The 15700-nt window shown below is 62.9% G+C and carries 15 protein-coding genes; 1 reads left to right on the forward strand and 14 read right to left on the reverse strand.

From position 1 onward, the window contains the following. Window positions 1-37: 37 nt before the first annotated feature. From EN869_RS09215 to EN869_RS09260, 10 genes are all read right to left on the reverse strand, one after another. Window positions 38-1102, reverse strand: a complete 1065-nt coding sequence (locus EN869_RS09215; protein ID WP_127225658.1) for an ABC transporter ATP-binding protein — start codon at window positions 1100-1102, stop codon at window positions 38-40. A 15-nt stretch (window positions 1103-1117) separates the two neighbouring features. Next, the gene (locus EN869_RS09220; protein ID WP_127225657.1) at window positions 1118-1909 is read right to left on the reverse strand and encodes an ABC transporter permease subunit; all 792 of its coding nucleotides are present in this window, start codon (window positions 1907-1909) and stop codon (window positions 1118-1120) included. Next, on the reverse strand, window positions 1906-2742 hold the full coding sequence (locus tag EN869_RS09225) for an ABC transporter permease subunit (protein ID WP_245489416.1): 837 nt from the start codon (window positions 2740-2742) through the stop codon (window positions 1906-1908). Before EN869_RS09225 ends, EN869_RS09220 begins: the two co-directional genes overlap by 4 nt. Window positions 2743-2887: 145 nt before the next feature. Then, complete coding sequence (locus EN869_RS09230) at window positions 2888-3994, reverse strand: ABC transporter substrate-binding protein (RefSeq protein ID WP_127225655.1); 1107 nt, start codon at window positions 3992-3994, stop codon at window positions 2888-2890. 244 nt (window positions 3995-4238) lie between these two features. Continuing rightward, window positions 4239-5411 (reverse strand): iron-containing alcohol dehydrogenase, encoded by a 1173-nt coding sequence (locus EN869_RS09235; RefSeq protein ID WP_127225654.1) that lies wholly within the window; start codon window positions 5409-5411, stop codon window positions 4239-4241. Window positions 5412-5429: 18 nt separating this feature from the next. Further along, a complete protein-coding gene (locus tag EN869_RS09240; protein WP_127225653.1) occupies window positions 5430-6815 on the reverse strand; it encodes an aldehyde dehydrogenase family protein in 1386 nt (461 codons plus the stop codon). A 17-nt stretch (window positions 6816-6832) separates the two neighbouring features. Further along, entirely contained in the window at window positions 6833-7195 is a 363-nt protein-coding gene (locus EN869_RS09245) for a hypothetical protein (protein WP_127225652.1), read from the reverse strand. A gap of 1 nt (window position 7196) precedes the next feature. Continuing rightward, entirely contained in the window at window positions 7197-8567 is a 1371-nt protein-coding gene (locus EN869_RS09250) for a glutamine synthetase family protein (RefSeq protein WP_127225651.1), read from the reverse strand. A gap of 82 nt (window positions 8568-8649) precedes the next feature. After that, complete coding sequence (locus tag EN869_RS09255; RefSeq protein ID WP_127225650.1) at window positions 8650-10191, reverse strand: amino acid permease; 1542 nt, start codon at window positions 10189-10191, stop codon at window positions 8650-8652. Between the two features lie 21 nt (window positions 10192-10212). Further along, on the reverse strand, window positions 10213-11031 hold the full coding sequence (locus tag EN869_RS09260) for an N-formylglutamate amidohydrolase (protein ID WP_127225649.1): 819 nt from the start codon (window positions 11029-11031) through the stop codon (window positions 10213-10215). 146 nt (window positions 11032-11177) lie between these two features. Between EN869_RS09260 and EN869_RS09265 the strand changes: the two genes are divergently transcribed. Beyond that, complete coding sequence (locus EN869_RS09265) at window positions 11178-12002, forward strand: MurR/RpiR family transcriptional regulator (protein ID WP_127225648.1); 825 nt, start codon at window positions 11178-11180, stop codon at window positions 12000-12002. Between the two features lie 196 nt (window positions 12003-12198). Here EN869_RS09265 and EN869_RS09270 read toward each other — a convergent pair whose 3' ends face one another. Genes EN869_RS09270 through EN869_RS09285 form a run of 4 tightly spaced genes read right to left on the reverse strand, consistent with a single transcriptional unit; the run spans window position 12199 to window position 15365 of the window. Next, window positions 12199-12609 (reverse strand): GtrA family protein, encoded by a 411-nt coding sequence (locus EN869_RS09270; protein ID WP_127225647.1) that lies wholly within the window; start codon window positions 12607-12609, stop codon window positions 12199-12201. Then, window positions 12606-13418: a ChbG/HpnK family deacetylase gene (locus EN869_RS09275; protein ID WP_127225646.1), complete on the reverse strand. Its 813-nt coding sequence runs from the start codon at window positions 13416-13418 to the stop codon at window positions 12606-12608. Before EN869_RS09275 ends, EN869_RS09270 begins: the two co-directional genes overlap by 4 nt. After that, window positions 13415-14383 carry a glycosyltransferase family 2 protein gene (locus EN869_RS09280; RefSeq protein ID WP_127225645.1) on the reverse strand — a complete coding sequence of 323 codons (969 nt, stop codon included), beginning with the start codon at window positions 14381-14383 and terminating at the stop codon, window positions 13415-13417. Before EN869_RS09280 ends, EN869_RS09275 begins: the two co-directional genes overlap by 4 nt. Continuing rightward, window positions 14376-15365 carry a glycosyltransferase 87 family protein gene (locus EN869_RS09285; RefSeq protein WP_245489400.1) on the reverse strand — a complete coding sequence of 330 codons (990 nt, stop codon included), beginning with the start codon at window positions 15363-15365 and terminating at the stop codon, window positions 14376-14378. The genes EN869_RS09280 and EN869_RS09285 overlap by 8 nt, the downstream gene beginning before the upstream one ends. Window positions 15366-15700: the final 335 nt, after the last annotated feature.

The raw sequence follows: 15700 nt of genomic DNA on the forward strand, positions 1-15700 counted from the left end.
AGATTGCAGGCCGGCCTCACCTGAATATCGGTATAGCCTAGTGCAGAACCAGCATATCGCCCGACGAAAACGAGATATCCGCCTTGTCGCCGACGACCGGCGGCGGCGTCGTCGAATTGTTGAAGGTGTCGAGCGACACAGTGTTGCCGCCGATGCCGACACGCACGCGGATGACCGAGCCGAGGAAATGCACCTCGGCGATCTCGCCCGACAGGCTGGTGTCGTGGCCGGGCTGGCGCGCCAGCGAGATGGCCTCGGGGCGCAGCGCCAGCGACAGCGTATCGCCCGACTTCGAGCCATTGAGCTTGCCCTTCAGCGCAACCTCCTGGCTGTTCACGCGCACCCTGCCAGCGCCGGCATCGGTCACCGTGCCTTCGAGCACGTTGAGCGTGCCAACGAAATTGGCGACGAACTTGGTCGCCGGCCGGTTGTAGATCTCGAACGGCGTGCCGACCTGCTCGGCCTTGCCGCCATACATCACCGCGATGCGGTCGGAGATCGACAGCGCCTCTTCCTGGTCATGCGTGACGAAGATGGTGGTGATGTCGAGCTTCTTCTGGATCGAGCGGATTTCCTCGCGCAGCGACACGCGCACCTTGGCGTCGAGCGCCGACAGCGGCTCGTCGAGCAAAAGGAGCTTCGGTTTCGGCGCGATGGCGCGCGCGAGCGCGATGCGCTGCTGCTGGCCGCCGGAAAGCTGGTAGGGATAGCGGTCGGCCATCTGCGGCAGCTTGATGATGTCGAGCATCTCGGCGACCCGCCTGTCGGAATCCGCCTTGGGCATGCCGGCGACCTTGAGACCGAAGGCGATATTCTGCGCCACCGTCAGGTTCGGGAACAGCGCATAGGCCTGGAACACCATGCCGACATTGCGCTGGTTGGGCTTCAATCGGGTGATGTCCTTGCCGCCGACGACGATCTTGCCGGCTGACGGCTCCTCGAAGCCGGCGACCATGCGCAGCACCGTCGTCTTGCCGCAGCCGGACGGGCCGAGGAAGGAGACGAATTCGCCGGGTTCGACGTCGAGGCTGAAATCCTGCACCACGGTGTTGGTGCCGTAGGACTTTCGCACATGCTGGATGGACAGGAATGGCTCGGCCATGGCTTTTCTCTCAGGTCAATTCGGTCGGTTCGCCGATTTCGGCGCGAAACGGGACAGGATCTGGATCAGCGACATGCAGCCCCAGGTTATGGCGAAGGCGATGATGGCAAGTGCCGCCGGCTCATAGGCTCGGTTGGCGCCGATATTCTGCAGATAGGGCCCGAATGCCGGGCGGTTCAGCAGGCTCGCCATCGTGAATTCGCCGATGACGATCGCGAAGGTCAGGAAGGCGCCCGACAGCACCGCGATCAGGACATTGGGCAGAATAACGCGGGTTATGATCGTGGTCCAGCCGGCGCCGAGGATCTGCGCCGCTTCGGTCAGCGTCCTGACATCGATGGTGCGCAGGCCCGTATCGACGGCGCGGTACATATAGGGCAGCGCCAGCGTCGCGTAACCGATCACAAGCAGGGCGCTGGCGCCCAGATCGCTGGACAGGAATGGCAGCGGCGAGTTCGAGCCGTACATTCTGATGTAGCCGAACACGATGACGATGGCCGGAATGACCAGTGGCAGCAACGTGATGAACTCGACGATCGGCCTGATTTGAGGCAGGCGCAGCCGGATCCAGTAGGCCGCCGGCACCACGATCAGCACACCCAGGATGATCGTGAAGATCGCGGCGATAACCGAATACATGAAGGTCGCCTGGAAGCGCGGGTCGCCGAGCACGATCTGATAGGCGTCGAAGGAATGGACGCCGCGCCGCATGCGCATCGAAAACTCGAATGTCGCCAGCAGCGGAATGAAGAAATAGGCCGTGCCGATAGCGAAGACGACCCAGGCCCAGAATTTGCCCGACTTCATTTCAGCCACCTCTCGGAACGGGTCCGGAACCAGATGTAGAAGACATTCGCCAGCCCGGTGATGACAATCATGCCGAAGGCAATCGCATAGCCGAGTTGCTGATTGTGCAGCACGTCGCCGTTGATCTGCGAGTAGAGCTTGATGGGAACGATGTTGAGCTGCGGGCCGGAGAACGCATAGGCCGTCGCGATGGCGCCGAAAGCGTTGGCGAACAACAGGATGACGGTGCCGAGGAAACTCGGGAACAGAACCGGTATCACCACCATCCGCCAGAATTGCCACTGCGTGGCGCCGAGCGTGGCCGCGGCCTCGTTCCATTCCTTCTTCAAGCCGTCTATCGCCGGCACGATGATCACGATCATCAGCGGGATCTGGAAGAACAGATAGACCACGATGAGGCCCCAGGTGGTTAGGAAATTGAAACCCATCGCATAGATGTTCAGATTGAATATGTCGCGTAGCAGCACGGTCACGATGCCGACACGGCCCAGCGTCGCGATGAAGGCGAAGGCAAGCGGCAAGCCGGCAAAATTGGACGCGACGCCCGAGAAGGTCAGCGTCGCGGAACGGACCCAGCTTGGCAACCCGCCGCGCACAATAGCGATCGCTATCGCCAGCCCGGCAAACGCGCCGATGATGGCCGACCAGAAGCTGATCTTGATCGACACCCAATAGGAATTGCTGATGGAGGGATCGCTCACCAGTTGCAGGATATTGTCGAGCGTAAATGACCCATCGCCCCTCTGGAACGCGCCCAGCACGAGATAGAGCGTGGGCATAATCAGGAACATCAGGACGAAGACGAAGAAGGGCGCGACGCCGACCCATTGCATCGGAAAGCGAAATGCGGTCGCCTCGGATGGCGGCGCGGATTTGGTGGCAATCGACTGATTTGAAAGCGAGAGATCGGTCATGCGCCCGGTACCGTCTTCGAGAGAAAGCCGGGCGGCCAACAGGCCGCCCGGTCGATTTCAAGCCTTACTTGACGTTGGCGCCGACAGTGGCGTCCCAGTTCTTGCTGATGGCTTCCTTGGCCTTGGCCTGCTCGTCGAGCGACGGGAACACGGCCGCCGCATAGGACTCCGCTGGGGGCAGCTTGGCCAGCACGTCCGCCGGGATCTTGCCGTTCTTGGCGAGATCGTTGAAGCGGATCGGGTGGCAATAGCCCTTCAGCCAGCCGATCTGGCCTTCGTCGGAATAAAGGTATTCCAGCCACAGCTTGGCGGCATTCGGATGCGGCGCGAAGGCGCTGATCGCCTGCACGTAGACGCCGGCGACGACGCCCGTCTTCGGCACGATGACGTCGACGGGCGGGTTGCCCTTCAGCGTGTCGCGGCCGGCAAGGGCGTTGTAGTCCCAGGTGATCAGGATCGGCGTCTGGCCCTGGGCCAGCGTCGCGGACTTGCCGACGACCGGGACGAAATTGCCAGCGGCGTTGAGCTTCTTGAAGAAGTCGAGGCCGGCGGTTCCGGCGGCTTCGCCAGCGGCCGCGCCCGTCGAAAGGCCGGCGGCATAGACGCCCTGGATCGCCTGGTTCGAAGCGCGCGGATCACCGGCGAGCGCGACCGTGTTGGCGAATTCCGGCTTCTGCAGGTCAGCCCAGTCGGTAGGCGATTGCTTGACCAGGTCCTTGTTCACCTCGAAGGAAAGCACGCCGTAGTAGTCGCCCGTCCAGGCACCGTCAGCATCCTTGGCGCTGTCGGGGATCGAATCCCAGGTCGATACCTTGTAAGCTTGGATCAGGCCGTCTTTCTTGGCGGTCGGACCGAAGGACAGGCCGACGTCGATGACGTCAGGCGCCTGCGGGCCCTTGTTGTCCTTGTTGGCCTTGATCGCCTCGACCTCGTCGCCCGAGCCGGCGTCCGGGTTGAGTTCGTTAATCTTGATTTCCGGATATTTAGCCTTGAAAGCGTCGATCACTGCCCCGTAGCCGCACCAGTCATGCGGAAGCGCGATGACAGTGAGCTGGCCTTCTGCCTTCGCGGCCTTGACGAGATCGTCCATCGAAGCGGCGGACGAAATCACCGTCGACGCGAAGAGCGCCGCGGCCGAGAGGGAAAGCACTTTCCCCGTGAACTTGAACATGTGTTCTCTCCGTTGAACTGGCGCGCAGGGCGCCTGCGATGCGGGTATCGTTTTCGTGTGACAGCCAGATGAAGGCTTTTTGAAACCCGAGCCCCGCGGCACAAAAAGTTAACTCTTTTTAACGGACTGTAGCAATTAGCCCGCACTTAATTTTCCGGCTAATGGTTAGTCACCTTGTCTTTTGCCCTCTCCCTTCCCCTCTGGAACGCATCTTCATTCAACCCTCGGCATTGAAAGCCGGCTCTCAGACGGAACCGGCGATCGCATTTTCGAGCAGCGTCAGCGCCGCTTTCTTGGTGAGCTTCACCGGGTTTCCGCCGGCTGTCGGGTCGACCACCGCCATGTCGGCGATCAGCCCCTTGCGCTTCTTGTCCATGTCGAGGCCCTTGATCAGGCCGGGCAGCGCATGCGGCACCTTGAGCTCCTTGCGCAGCTTGATGATCGCCTTGGCGAAGCCGTCGAAGCCGCCCTTGATGCCGCAATAGGCGGCGAGCCGGGCGATGCGGTCCTCGATCGCCTCGCGGTTGAAGGCGAGCACATAGGGCATGAACACCGCATTGGTCATGCCGTGATGGGTGTCGTAGAGCGCGCCGATCGGGTGCGACAGCGAATGGATGGCCCCCAACCCCTTCTGGAAAGCGGTGGCGCCCATGGCCGCCGCGCTCATCATATGGGCGCGTGCGACGAGGTCCAAGCCGTTGGCGAAGGCCTTCGGCAGGTTCTCGAACACCAGCCTGATGCCTTCCACCGCGATGCCGTCGGCCATCGGATGATAGCCCGGCGCGCAATAGGCCTCCAGGCAGTGCGCAAGCGCGTCCATGCCGGTGCCGGCGGTGATGAAGGGCGGCATGCCGATCGACAGCTCCGGATCGGCAATGACGATTGCCGGCAGAAGCTTCGGATGGAAGATGACCTTCTTGGTGTGGGTCTCCTCATTGGTGATGACGCCGGCGCGGCCGACCTCGGACCCCGTGCCCGCCGTGGTCGGCACCGCGATGATCGGCGCAATCACGTCCGAATTGGCCCGGGTCCACCAGTCTCCCACATCCTCGAAATCCCATACAGGCCGGGTCTGTCCTGCCTGAAAGGCGATGAGCTTGCCGAGGTCGAGCGCGGAGCCGCCGCCGAAGGCGATGACGCCGTCATGCTTGCCCTTCTTGAACACCGCGATGCCGGCGGTGAGATTGGACTCGACCGGGTTCGGCCTCACCTCCGAGAAGACGCCATACGGGATCTTAGCATCGTCGAGGATCTTCAGCGTCGATGCGACGACCGGCAGCTTGGCCAGGCCCGGATCGGTGACGAAGAGCGGCCGCTTGATGCCCGTCGCATTGAGCACATCAGGCAATTCCTTGATGCGTCCGGCGCCGAAGCGGACGGTGGTGGGGTAGTTCCATTTGGAGATCAGCTTGGACATTTTCTGTCTTTCGAAAGGTCAGATCGTTTCGCGCAGGTGATAGGATTTCGGCCGGGTCAGATTGTCGTAGCCGATGGCCGAGAGCGCCGCGCCCTTGCCGGTGTCCTTGACGCCGGTCCAGACCAGCGCCGGATCGAGATAGTCGCAGCGGTTCATGAACACCGTGCCGGTCTCGACGCGGTCGCCGATGGTGATCGCCCGCTCGGTGTCGCGGGTCCAGATCGAGGCGGTTAGCCCATAGGGGCTGTCATTCATCAGCGCGATCGCCTCCTCGTCATTGCGCACCCTCATGATGCCGACGATCGGGCCGAAACTTTCCTCGCGCATGACGCTCATCTGGTGATCGACATTGGTCAGCACTTCCGGCGCCAGATAGGGCGAGCCCGGCTTGTCGTTCTCGACCTTCATGTTGATGTGTGCGGTCGCGCCCTTGCGCAGCGCCTCGGCCTTCTGCTCGCGGATAAGGTCGGCGAAGCGCGCCTGCGCCATCGGCCCCATGGTGGTCGCCTGCTCCAGCGGATTGCCGACGACATAGTTCCTGGTCTCGGCGATGAAGCCCTCGACGAACTCGTCATAGACCTTCTCATGCACATAGACGCGCTCGATGCCGCAGCAGCACTGGCCGGAATTGAAGAAAGCGCCGTCGACCAGATTGGCGACCGCATGATCCATCTTGGCGTCGGGGAGCACATAGGCCGGGTCCTTGCCGCCGAGTTCAAGGCCGAGCGTCATGAAGGTGCCGGCGGCTGCCTTCTCGATGGCGCGGCCGCCGCCGACCGATCCGGTGAAGTTGACATGATCGATCTTGCCCGAGCCGAGCAGCTTCTCGGTCTGGGCATGGTTCATGACCAGGTTCTGGAACAGGCCCTTGGGCAGGCCGGCCTTGTCGAAGGCCTGCTGGAAGCGCTCGCCGACCAGCAGCGTCTGCGCGGCATGCTTGAGGATGACGGCGCTGCCCACCATCAGCGCCGGCACGATGGTGTTGACGGCGGTGAGATAGGGATAGTTCCACGGCGCGATCACCAGCACGACGCCGAGCGGCACCTTTTTCACGTAGCGCCGAAAACCGTCCTTCGGATTGGAGGCCATGACCGGCTTGAGCGCCGCTTCGGCGATCTCGACCATGTAGTTGGTGCGTTCCTTGACGCCGCCGAACTCGCCGCCATAGCGCACCGGCCGCCCCATCTGCCAGGCGATCTCCGGCACGATCTCGTCGGTCATGGCGACCAGCGCCTCGAGCATCGCCAGCATGTATTTGCCGCGCTCGACGACCGGGGTCTCGGCCCATTTCTCCTGCGCCGCCCTGGCGCGCTCGACAGCAGCGTTGATCGCCTGGTCGGTTGCGACCGGACGCTCGGCATAGATCGAGCCATCGATGGGGGATTTCAGTTTGACCGTTTCCAATTACACACTCCTGAAGTTCACTCTTCCAAGACAGCTGTCGTGCCGAACCAGACGTCTCCGACGTCCGGATCGCGCATATCCTTCGACAGCCAAATCTTCACGACAGTCTCGATTATCTCTTCCGGCCCTGTTCCGTACTTGTGCTCTGCGACCCAGCTTTGGCCCCGTCCGGTTATCGGGATCGCTCCCTTTGCTAGGAGCCCCTTCAGCGCCTTCCGGGTGAAAGTCTCAAGGTCCTCGCCGTCAAGACCGAATTCGTGCCGCCCGACGGGAATAACCTGGCACAGACCGACGGCATCGATATCCAGTTCATTTGGAACAAGCGTAACCCATTCTGCTGCCGACATATCGTAGCGGCGATGGCGCTTGCTCCAATCCATCCTAGTATCGTTCAAAACCCCGGTGCAGCTCCCAATCCGTGATGCGGCGGTCGTATTCGAACTGCTCCCAGCGGGCGGTGTGCACATAGTGCTCGATGACGTCGTCGCCGAAGGCCTGCTTCAGCATCTTCGACTTGGCCAGCGTCTCGGTCGCGTCGCGCAGCGTCTTCGGGATCTCCGGCAGGCGCGAGGCCTGGTAGGCGTCGCCGACGAATGGCTTCTGCAGTTCCAGCTTCTCGTCGATGCCGGCGAGGCCGGACGCGATCAGCGCCGCGAAGGCGAGATAGGGATTGAGGTCGGCGCCGCCGATACGGCATTCCATGCGGATGCCTTTGGTGCCCTCGCCGCAAAGCCGAAAGCCGGCGGTACGGTTGTCCTCGCTCCACATGATCTTGGTCGGCGCGAAGGTGCCGGCCTGGAAGCGCTTGTAGGAATTGATGTAGGGCGCCAGGAACCAGGTGAACTCCTTGGCGTATTTGAGCTGCCCGGCCGCCCACTGCTGGCCAAGCGTGGACAGCGTCCAGTCAGCCTTCTTGTCGAAGAACAGCGGTGTCTTGCCGTCGGCGCTCCACAGCGAATTGTGGATGTGGCTGGAATTGCCGGCGAACCCGTAATTGTACTTGGCCATGAAGGAGATGGCCTTGCCTTCGGAATCGGCGATCTCCTTGGCGCCGTTCTTCAGGATGACGTGGCGGTCGGCCATGTCGAGCGCCTCGGCGTAGCGCACATTGATCTCTTCCTGGCCCGGGCCCCATTCGCCCTTGGAATTCTCGATCGGGATGCCGGCGGCTTCCATCTCGTTGCGAAGCCGGCGCATGACGCCTTCTTCCTTGGAAGTGATGCCGATCTGGTAGTCGCCGATATAAGGCGAAGCGCTATCGAGCCCCTGCCAATGCTTCTTGCGCGCGGAATCGTAGGTCTCGTTGAACAGGTAGAATTCGAGCTCGGAGGCGAAATAGCCGATATAGCCACGCTCCTGCAGGCGCTTGACCTGCTTCTTCAGGATCGCGCGGGGTGAGTGTCCAAGATCCTCATGCGTGTGATGATCGAGCACGTCGCAGATGACCAGCGCCGTCTTCTCCAGCCACGGAACGCGGCGCAGCGTCGACAGGTCCGGCTTCATGACGAAGTCGCCATAGCCCTTCGACCAGCTCGCCGCCTTGTAGCCGGGCACCGGCTCCATATCGATGTCGCAGGCCAAGAGATAGTTGCAGCCATGCGTCTCGCCATGCGCGGAATCGACGAAATACTGAGCCAGGAAGCGTTTTCCCGAGAGCCGGCCCTGCATGTCGACGATGCAGGCCAGCACCGTGTCGATCTCGCCATTCGAGACCGCCTTCTTCAACTGATCGAACGAGAAATTCCCGGCCATTCCCTAGCACCCTTAAGCTTGAAATTGATTGTCGAACAGACTCCCGGCCGGCTCGCGCCGGCCGGGATCTTATTGCTTGTCGTTAGTTCGCGGTTTGGCCGACGGCTTTTTCCGCGGCCGCGATCTCCGCGGCGCGACGGGCAATGTCGGCACCGATCGGCGGACCCTTGAAGCGGCGCGATTCGATACCGAACCAAAGGACAACCAGCAGGATGATCAGTCCGATGGCGTAGTTGATGAGGATGTCGAAGGGCGGCTGGATGCCGGCATACATCAGCACAAGAACGCCGAGCACGGTGATGATGGCGAAAGGCTTCGACCAGACGCCGAGACGGAACGGGCCGAACTCGGTCCAGGTCTTGCCTTCCGCAAGCAGGCCTGCCGCCACCGGCATGGCGTAGGAGACGTAGAGGAAGAGAGCGCAGCCTGCCGCCAGCGCCGCGAAAGCCGGCGAATAGAGCGTGGCGGCGATCGACAGCACGACGCCGAGCCAGATGGCGGGCACCGGCGTGCGCCAGGTCGGCGAAACCTGCTTCCACAAGGACGATCCCGGCAGGCCACCGTCACGCGAGAAGGCGAAGATCATGCGCGAGGTCGACGTCAGTCCGGCCAGCGCGCACAGATAGTTCGACAGCACAATGCAGATGCCGAGCAGATACTTCAGCCAGGTCGGCGCCGGCAGGTTGTTGAACAGGTTGAACCAGGCATTGCCGCCGTCCTTGGCGGTTGCCACCAGATCGGGGCTCGCCAGCACGAAGGACACCGCCATGACGAAGCCGAAAACGAGCGACCAGAAGACCGCGTGGATCATGCCTCTGGGCACAGCAACGCGGGCGTTGTGCGTTTCCTCGGCGGTGTGCGCCGAGGCGTCAAAGCCGGTGATCGTATAGAGCGGATACAGAAGGCCGATCAGGAACGCCACGAACGCCGTGCGGGCCGTCGGAACATAGCCACCGCCGAGGTCACCGGTCGTGTTGACGAAGGTCGTCAGCCGCGAAAGATCGAAGCCATGCGCGCCCCAGATCAGGAAGGTCAGCGTCAATACGACCGCGACAACGAGGATGAGGTAGCCCGAGAAGTCGGTCAGCATCGTCGTCGTCTTGATGCCGAGATGGTTGAACAGGCCCTGGGTGACAGTGATGATGACGACCGCCGTCGTCTGCTGCCAGAAGCCCCACGTCGATGTGTCCCAACCGAAGATCGGTCCCGCGACCAGTCCCTGGAACAGCAGGTAGACGCCGACATTGACCGAGGCGACGACGAAGATCAGGCCGAGCAGATTGATCCAGGCCGTCGCCCAGCCCCAGCCGCGCCCGCCAAGGATCGAGGACCAATGGTAGAGGCCGCCGGCGGTGGGATAGGCCGAGCCGATCTGGCCGAGCGAAGCCGCGACCACCAGCGCGAAGAGACCGCCGATGATCCAGCCGATGGTCGCCTCGAAGCCGCTGCCGGTGCCCATGGCCAGCGGGAATGACGTGATACCGCCGGCCAGAATGCAAATGATCGAGAAGGAAATGGCGAAGTTGGAGAAGCCGCTCATGCGGCGAGCCAATTCCTGGGCATAGCCCATGCTATGAAGGATTTTTACGTCCTCAGATTTGTCTGTGTGATCAGGTGCTGCCATTTGAAGTCCCCTTTTGATTTCTTAGCTGGCCGACTGTACTGACTTTCCCATTGCGCGTTGTCGGGAGCCCCTGGCCTCCTCGGGCTCCAGATTCGAAAATATGCCGGTGAGCAGATCCGCCCATTTCCGCTGCCCGGTCTCGCCGGCGATTTCGTCGTTGCGGATCTCGATCATCGCGCAGGGCAGGTCGCGCGAGCGCGCGTGCCGTTCCAGCGTGAAATAAACGCGGTCGGCCGGCGAATAGGGTTCGTTGACGCCGACGGTGACGCCGGCAAGCCGCTGCAGCGCCGATATCAGCGGCGCCGCCAGCCGGCGATCCTCGTCATGGATGATGCCGATATGCCAGGGCCGGCTTTTGCCCTTGTAAACCGGCGTGAAGGAGTGAACCGAGACCAGCCGCGTTTCCTGTCCGCGCGCCAGCCGCTCGTCGATGAGATTGGCAATCGTGTTGTGGAAAGGACGCCAGCACAGCTCGACCCGGGCGGCGCGCTGTTTCTCGGAAAGACCGGCATTGCCAGGAATGACTGTCGTCTCGCTGACCGGCGGCACCAGGTCCGGCGCGTCGAGCGGCCGGTTGCAGTCGATGACGAGGCGCGAGACGCGAGTTTCGACCAAGGGAGCATCCAACGCCTCGGCCATGCAGCTGGCGACGGGAAGCGCGCCCGGATCCCAGGCGATGTGGCGGGAAAGGTCTTCGGCCGGCAGGCCGAGCGTGCCGAATTCGGCGGGCAGGAAGTTCGAGGCGTGGTCGCAGGTGAAGACGAAGGGACTCGAGCCGCCAGGGTTGGTCACCCTTACGGTCTCCGACGGTGCAAGGCTGGCGGGCCGTGCTTTCTCCATACTGCCGTCCCCTTGGGAGCGCTGTATCTTATGTTACGTATTTTGCCTCATTGCGTCCCGGTGAATGATTTCATACAGTTTAAACGGCTTTGTCAAACGCGAATTCGGGAAAACGGCGGCGACAGGTCAACAGGCGGGGGAAAACCATGATTTCCAGCATTGCCGAACTGATCTCCGACCGCATCGGCACCATGCCGGCCGGCGAACGCCGCGCCGCCCAGACGCTGATCGCCAACTATCCTTTGACCGGGCTGAAGACCGTCGCCGAATTCTCAGCCGCGGCCGGCGTGTCCTCGCCAACGATCCTGCGCTTCGTCGCCAGGCTCGGCTTCCAGAACTACCCCGAATTCCAGTCGGCGCTGCAGGACGAACTGGCGGCGCAATTGCAGTCGCCCGCTTCGCGCACCCTCGACCCGAGCTCGGCCGGCGGCGCCGTCTCGCCGATGCTGGAGGCGACGCTCGACAATTTGCGCGAGACGTTCCGGCATCTCAGCGACAAGCAGCTCGCCGACATCGCCGCGCGGCTGGCCGAGCGGCGCGGCAAGACGTTCCTGATCGGCGGCCGCTTCACCGATCCGCTGGCGCGCTACATGGCCGCTCACCTCGCCATCATCCAGCCCGAGGTCTACCACCTTGCCGGCCAAGAGAGCATCTGGCGCGACCGGCTGATCGATATGGGCAAGCGCGACGTGCTGGTGATCTTCGACATCCGCCGCTACCAGGAGAGCCTCGTCCGCTTTGCCGAGAAGGCGCATCAGCGCGGCGTGCAGATCATTCTGTTCACCGACCAGTGGCTGTCGCCGATCGCCCGCTTTGCCCGCCATGTGATTGCCGGCCGCACCGCCGTGCCATCGGCCTGGGATTCGTCCGCCGCGCTCTTCGTCGTCGCCGAAACCCTGATCGGCGCCGTGACAAGGCAATTGGAAGCCGCCGGCGCCAAGCGAATCCGGGACCTCGAAAGCTTGCGATAAGATCTTCGGCCTTCGCGAAAATACAGCAGGGATTGGGGCCGAGACGGCAGTCCAGCTTCATGTTCCCGATATCTCGACATCATCGGGCTGGCCGACAGGGGCCCGCCTGCGCCATCGTCGCGCTGCCGCGTCCGGCATGAGCGGATCATGGATCAGGTCCCTACATCCAGCCGGCCGGGCAGCGAAATCCCTGGACTCACCCCAACAGCTTGCCTTCGATCGACCAGCGTGCCGCCAGGAAGTTCAGCACCGCCGCGATCACGACGCCGATGATCTTTGCCGGCCACACGCCGACGGCCCCTGCCAGGACGGCAATCGACAGACTGGAAACGCCGAGCGAAATCAACGCTCCCAGCGAGACGAAGCGCAGGAAGGAATGGTGCAGCCGGATGCCCGGGTCTCGCTCGAACGACCAGAACCGGTTCGCCACGAAGGAGAAGAGCACTGCGGCCAACCACGCGCCGACATTGGCGGCCAAGGCCGGCGCCGCGAGCTTGAGCAGCAGGAAGAATGCCGTGAGATCGATGCCGGTGTTGACCAGCCCGACCAGGGCGAAGCGGACGATCTTGTCGCCGGTCGAACGCTGCGGCTGGCCGGCACTGCTCATACGCCGCCGTCCATGACGCGGGCTCCGGCGCGGTCGAGGCTGATGCCGAAATCGTCTGAGATTAGGAAGCCAAATTCGACCTCACGCACACCTTGCATCGGGTCGCGCGAGCGCAAAATCTCATCGACATGGCCCGGATGGCACATGAACACGCCTTGTTCGGGCAAGCTATCGACGGCGGCGCGCAGCGTGGAGGCGAATTTCTCCGGCTGCCGCCAGTCATAGATTCCGGAAAGCGGCGTCATGACGCTGAAACCGGCCCGTTGCATCGATCTGTTGAAGCCGGCGGCCAGAGTGGCGACGGCCGCGATCTTGGCGTCCAGGGCGGCGAGACTGGGGGCGCCTCGCAGCGCCGGCTTGCGCGCGCTTTGTCCAAAACGCGCGAGCAGCCAGTTTCGGACCACGGGAAGAAAATGCACATGCTGGTGCCCGTCGATGTAATCGGGCGGGCCGCCCAGCGCCTCGACGAAGCGGCCATATTGCCCGTCGAGCTCGGCGTGAACGTCCCGTTCGTCGATACGCCCGCGCCGCACCGGCAGCGCAAGCGAAGCGAGCCCCGGCAGCTTGCCTTCCGGCGCCAGGCTGGACGGGCCGGTCGCAGCGATCTGATCGGTGAGGGTCAGATGCAGCCCGACGGCGCCTCGTCCGCGAAAGGGTCTCATGCGCGCCGCCGCCTCTTCCCATTCGGGAAAACCGGTCATGCATCCGGTTCCGGTCAGGCGCCCACGCTCGATGAGTTCCAGGATCGCGCTCGATACGCCCGGCGCCAGCCCGTAATCGTCGGCGATCAGGCGGATCGACCGGGTCATTTGCCGGGGGCAGCTTGCTCGACGGCATTGCCGTGGAGGACGTCGCGCACGATGTAGACGGGCCGGTCCTTGCTTTCGCTGAGCGTGACCCAGACATATTCGCCGATCAGGCCGAGCAGCGCCAGATTGAGCCCGCCCAAAAGCACGACGGCGACCATGAGGCTGGGATAGCCGGGCACGGCGATGCCGTAGAACAGCACCTCGAACAGCACCTTCACACCGTAGGCGACACCCGCAAACGCCGCCAGCAATCCAATGAGGCTGATGACGCGCAGCGGGATCACGGAAAACGAGGTGAACCCTTCGAGCGAGAAGGCGATCAGGTTGAACCTGCTCCATTTCGACGTGCCGCTGGCGCGGTTTTCCGGCGAGTAGAGCACCGCCTTCTGGCGGAAGCCGGCCCAGGCGAACAGGCCCTTGTTGAAGCGACGCTTGTCGCGCACGCTGGTCAGCGCACGCGCCACGGCGCCGCGCATGACGCGGAAATCCCCGGCATTCTCCGGAATATCGAAGCGCTGGCTACTGTTGATCAGCTTGTAGAAGAGCCGCGCCAGTTGGCTCCGCCGCCAGCTCCCCTCGCGCCGGTCGTTCTGCGCGTAGACGACATCGATCTCCGGATTCCCGACCAGTTCGCCGATCATCTTCAGGCTGATGTCCATGGAATGCTGGAGATCGGAATCCATGATCAGCACGACGTCGCCGCGGGAATGATCGAGACCGGCGAGCACCGCCGCTTCCTTGCCGAAATTGCGGCTGAGCCGGACGATCTCCCAGGAGCCCGACAATGCCGCTGCGAATATCTCGGCGCTGCCGTCGCGGCTGCCGTCATCGACGAGGATCTTGCGGACCGTCATGCCGAAACGCTCCGCCACTGCCGCTTCGAGCTTGTCGAGCAAACCGACGAAGGCAATCGCGGATTCGGCCTCGTTGAAGAACGGCGCGATGACGTCGAGCATCTTAGCCATGCGCGACGACTCCGGCGGCCGGCATTTTCTGCCTGCCTTGCGTCCCGAACCAGCCGATGAGCACGCCGGCAATGATGCTGATGCTGATCGGCCGGAACCACAGGTGGAAAAGATCGTGCAGCCGCGGATCGACGCTGGTTAGCCCAGTGACGAAGAGAAGCGTTGCCAAAAACCAGCGCATGGTCCCGGCTCCCTTCGCCTGCCACAGCAGGGCGATGGACAAGCCGGCGGGCACCGCCACCATGGCATAGGTGTTCTGCTCGACCCGCGGATTGAAGACGCACATATAGAACGCCGCGATAAGGAAGATGGCGAGGCCGCCAATGTCCGGGTCCAGCCTGCGGTCGAACTGGAGCACCAGCCAGAGCGTGAGCAGGCCAGCGACGACGCGCACGATCGTCATCACCGTTTCGGGAAGCGGCGTCCCAAACCGCGTGAAAGGCGCCGTGAAATCGGCCGGGATGAAGGGGCCGGTTGGATCGACAGTCATGGAAGTCAGCATCCGGAAGAAATCATGGTATTGCGCGTTGACGTAGTCGGGAGACGCAAAGCCGTAGGGGATAGCTAAAGCGAAAAGAACCGCCAGCGCCAGCACCGGTATCAGCCTGGGACGCAGCGCTCCGGCCAGCAGCAGCATGATGATCGCGGTCGGCTTGGCGATGACCGCAAGCGTGGCCCAGAAGAAGGTTTCGGCCCGCCGCCCCTCCAGTGCCGACAGCGTCAGCAACCAGCACGCCCCTGCGAGCAGGATCGTTGCCTGGCCGTTGCGAAGCGCTGCCAGCGCCACCGGCAAGGCAAGGAAAAGGCCGAAGGACAGCAGCCATGTCTGCTCCTGGCAGCCGAGCTTGCGCACCTGACGCATCGCCGCGAAGGTCAGCACCGAAAAGCCCAGTATGTGCCACAAAATATTGCCCAGATACGGCCCGAGCTTCAGCAGGGGAACATAGAGGACGGCGAAGGCGGGAGCGTACAAATATCCCATCGCGACTTCGACGTGGTACAGCGGTTGGCGGTCAAGGAAAGCTTCACTGCCATGCCTGTAGATATGGACCACCGAACGCGCATTGGGGGACCATAACGCAAGCCCAAGCACGACCAGAAACGATCCGACCCACAGCCAAAACCCCAAACGGTCGAAAACCGGCTTGGTTACCGTCATAGCACACCCCGCGTTCCGACCGGGACGGCTTTCCCATCGCCGCCAAGCCCTTCAGCGCCGGCGAGATATCACAACGAATTGAAATAGAACATCCAAGCGTGACTGTTGCCGGCGCGGGCAAAGGACGGCGGAACGCGGCATTTTTCCGCCGCCCTCTC

Source organism: Mesorhizobium sp. M2D.F.Ca.ET.226.01.1.1 (genome assembly GCF_004022705.2).
Taxonomy (GTDB): domain Bacteria; phylum Pseudomonadota; class Alphaproteobacteria; order Rhizobiales; family Rhizobiaceae; genus Mesorhizobium.

Bases quoted from the DNA above. Each gene is read 5' to 3' on its own strand.
- EN869_RS09280 (WP_127225645.1), bottom strand. From the start codon at position 14,383: ATGGCTAAGATGCTCGACGTCATCGCGCCGTTCTTCAACGAGGCCGAA.
- EN869_RS09270 (WP_127225647.1), bottom strand. From the start codon at position 12,609: ATGAGCAGTGCCGGCCAGCCGCAGCGTTCGACCGGCGACAAGATCGTC.
- EN869_RS09260 (WP_127225649.1), bottom strand. From the start codon at position 11,031: ATGGAGAAAGCACGGCCCGCCAGCCTTGCACCGTCGGAGACCGTAAGG.
- EN869_RS09235 (WP_127225654.1), bottom strand. From the start codon at position 5,411: ATGTCCAAGCTGATCTCCAAATGGAACTACCCCACCACCGTCCGCTTC.
- EN869_RS09275 (WP_127225646.1), bottom strand. From the start codon at position 13,418: ATGACCCGGTCGATCCGCCTGATCGCCGACGATTACGGGCTGGCGCCG.
- EN869_RS09255 (WP_127225650.1), bottom strand. From the start codon at position 10,191: ATGGCAGCACCTGATCACACAGACAAATCTGAGGACGTAAAAATCCTT.
- EN869_RS09265 (WP_127225648.1), top strand. From the start codon at position 11,178: ATGATTTCCAGCATTGCCGAACTGATCTCCGACCGCATCGGCACCATG.
- EN869_RS09230 (WP_127225655.1), bottom strand. From the start codon at position 3,994: ATGTTCAAGTTCACGGGGAAAGTGCTTTCCCTCTCGGCCGCGGCGCTC.
- EN869_RS09220 (WP_127225657.1), bottom strand. From the start codon at position 1,909: ATGAAGTCGGGCAAATTCTGGGCCTGGGTCGTCTTCGCTATCGGCACG.
- EN869_RS09250 (WP_127225651.1), bottom strand. From the start codon at position 8,567: ATGGCCGGGAATTTCTCGTTCGATCAGTTGAAGAAGGCGGTCTCGAAT.
- EN869_RS09285 (WP_245489400.1), bottom strand. From the start codon at position 15,365: ATGGGATATTTGTACGCTCCCGCCTTCGCCGTCCTCTATGTTCCCCTG.
- EN869_RS09245 (WP_127225652.1), bottom strand. From the start codon at position 7,195: ATGGATTGGAGCAAGCGCCATCGCCGCTACGATATGTCGGCAGCAGAA.
- EN869_RS09215 (WP_127225658.1), bottom strand. From the start codon at position 1,102: ATGGCCGAGCCATTCCTGTCCATCCAGCATGTGCGAAAGTCCTACGGC.
- EN869_RS09225 (WP_245489416.1), bottom strand. From the start codon at position 2,742: ATGCAATGGGTCGGCGTCGCGCCCTTCTTCGTCTTCGTCCTGATGTTC.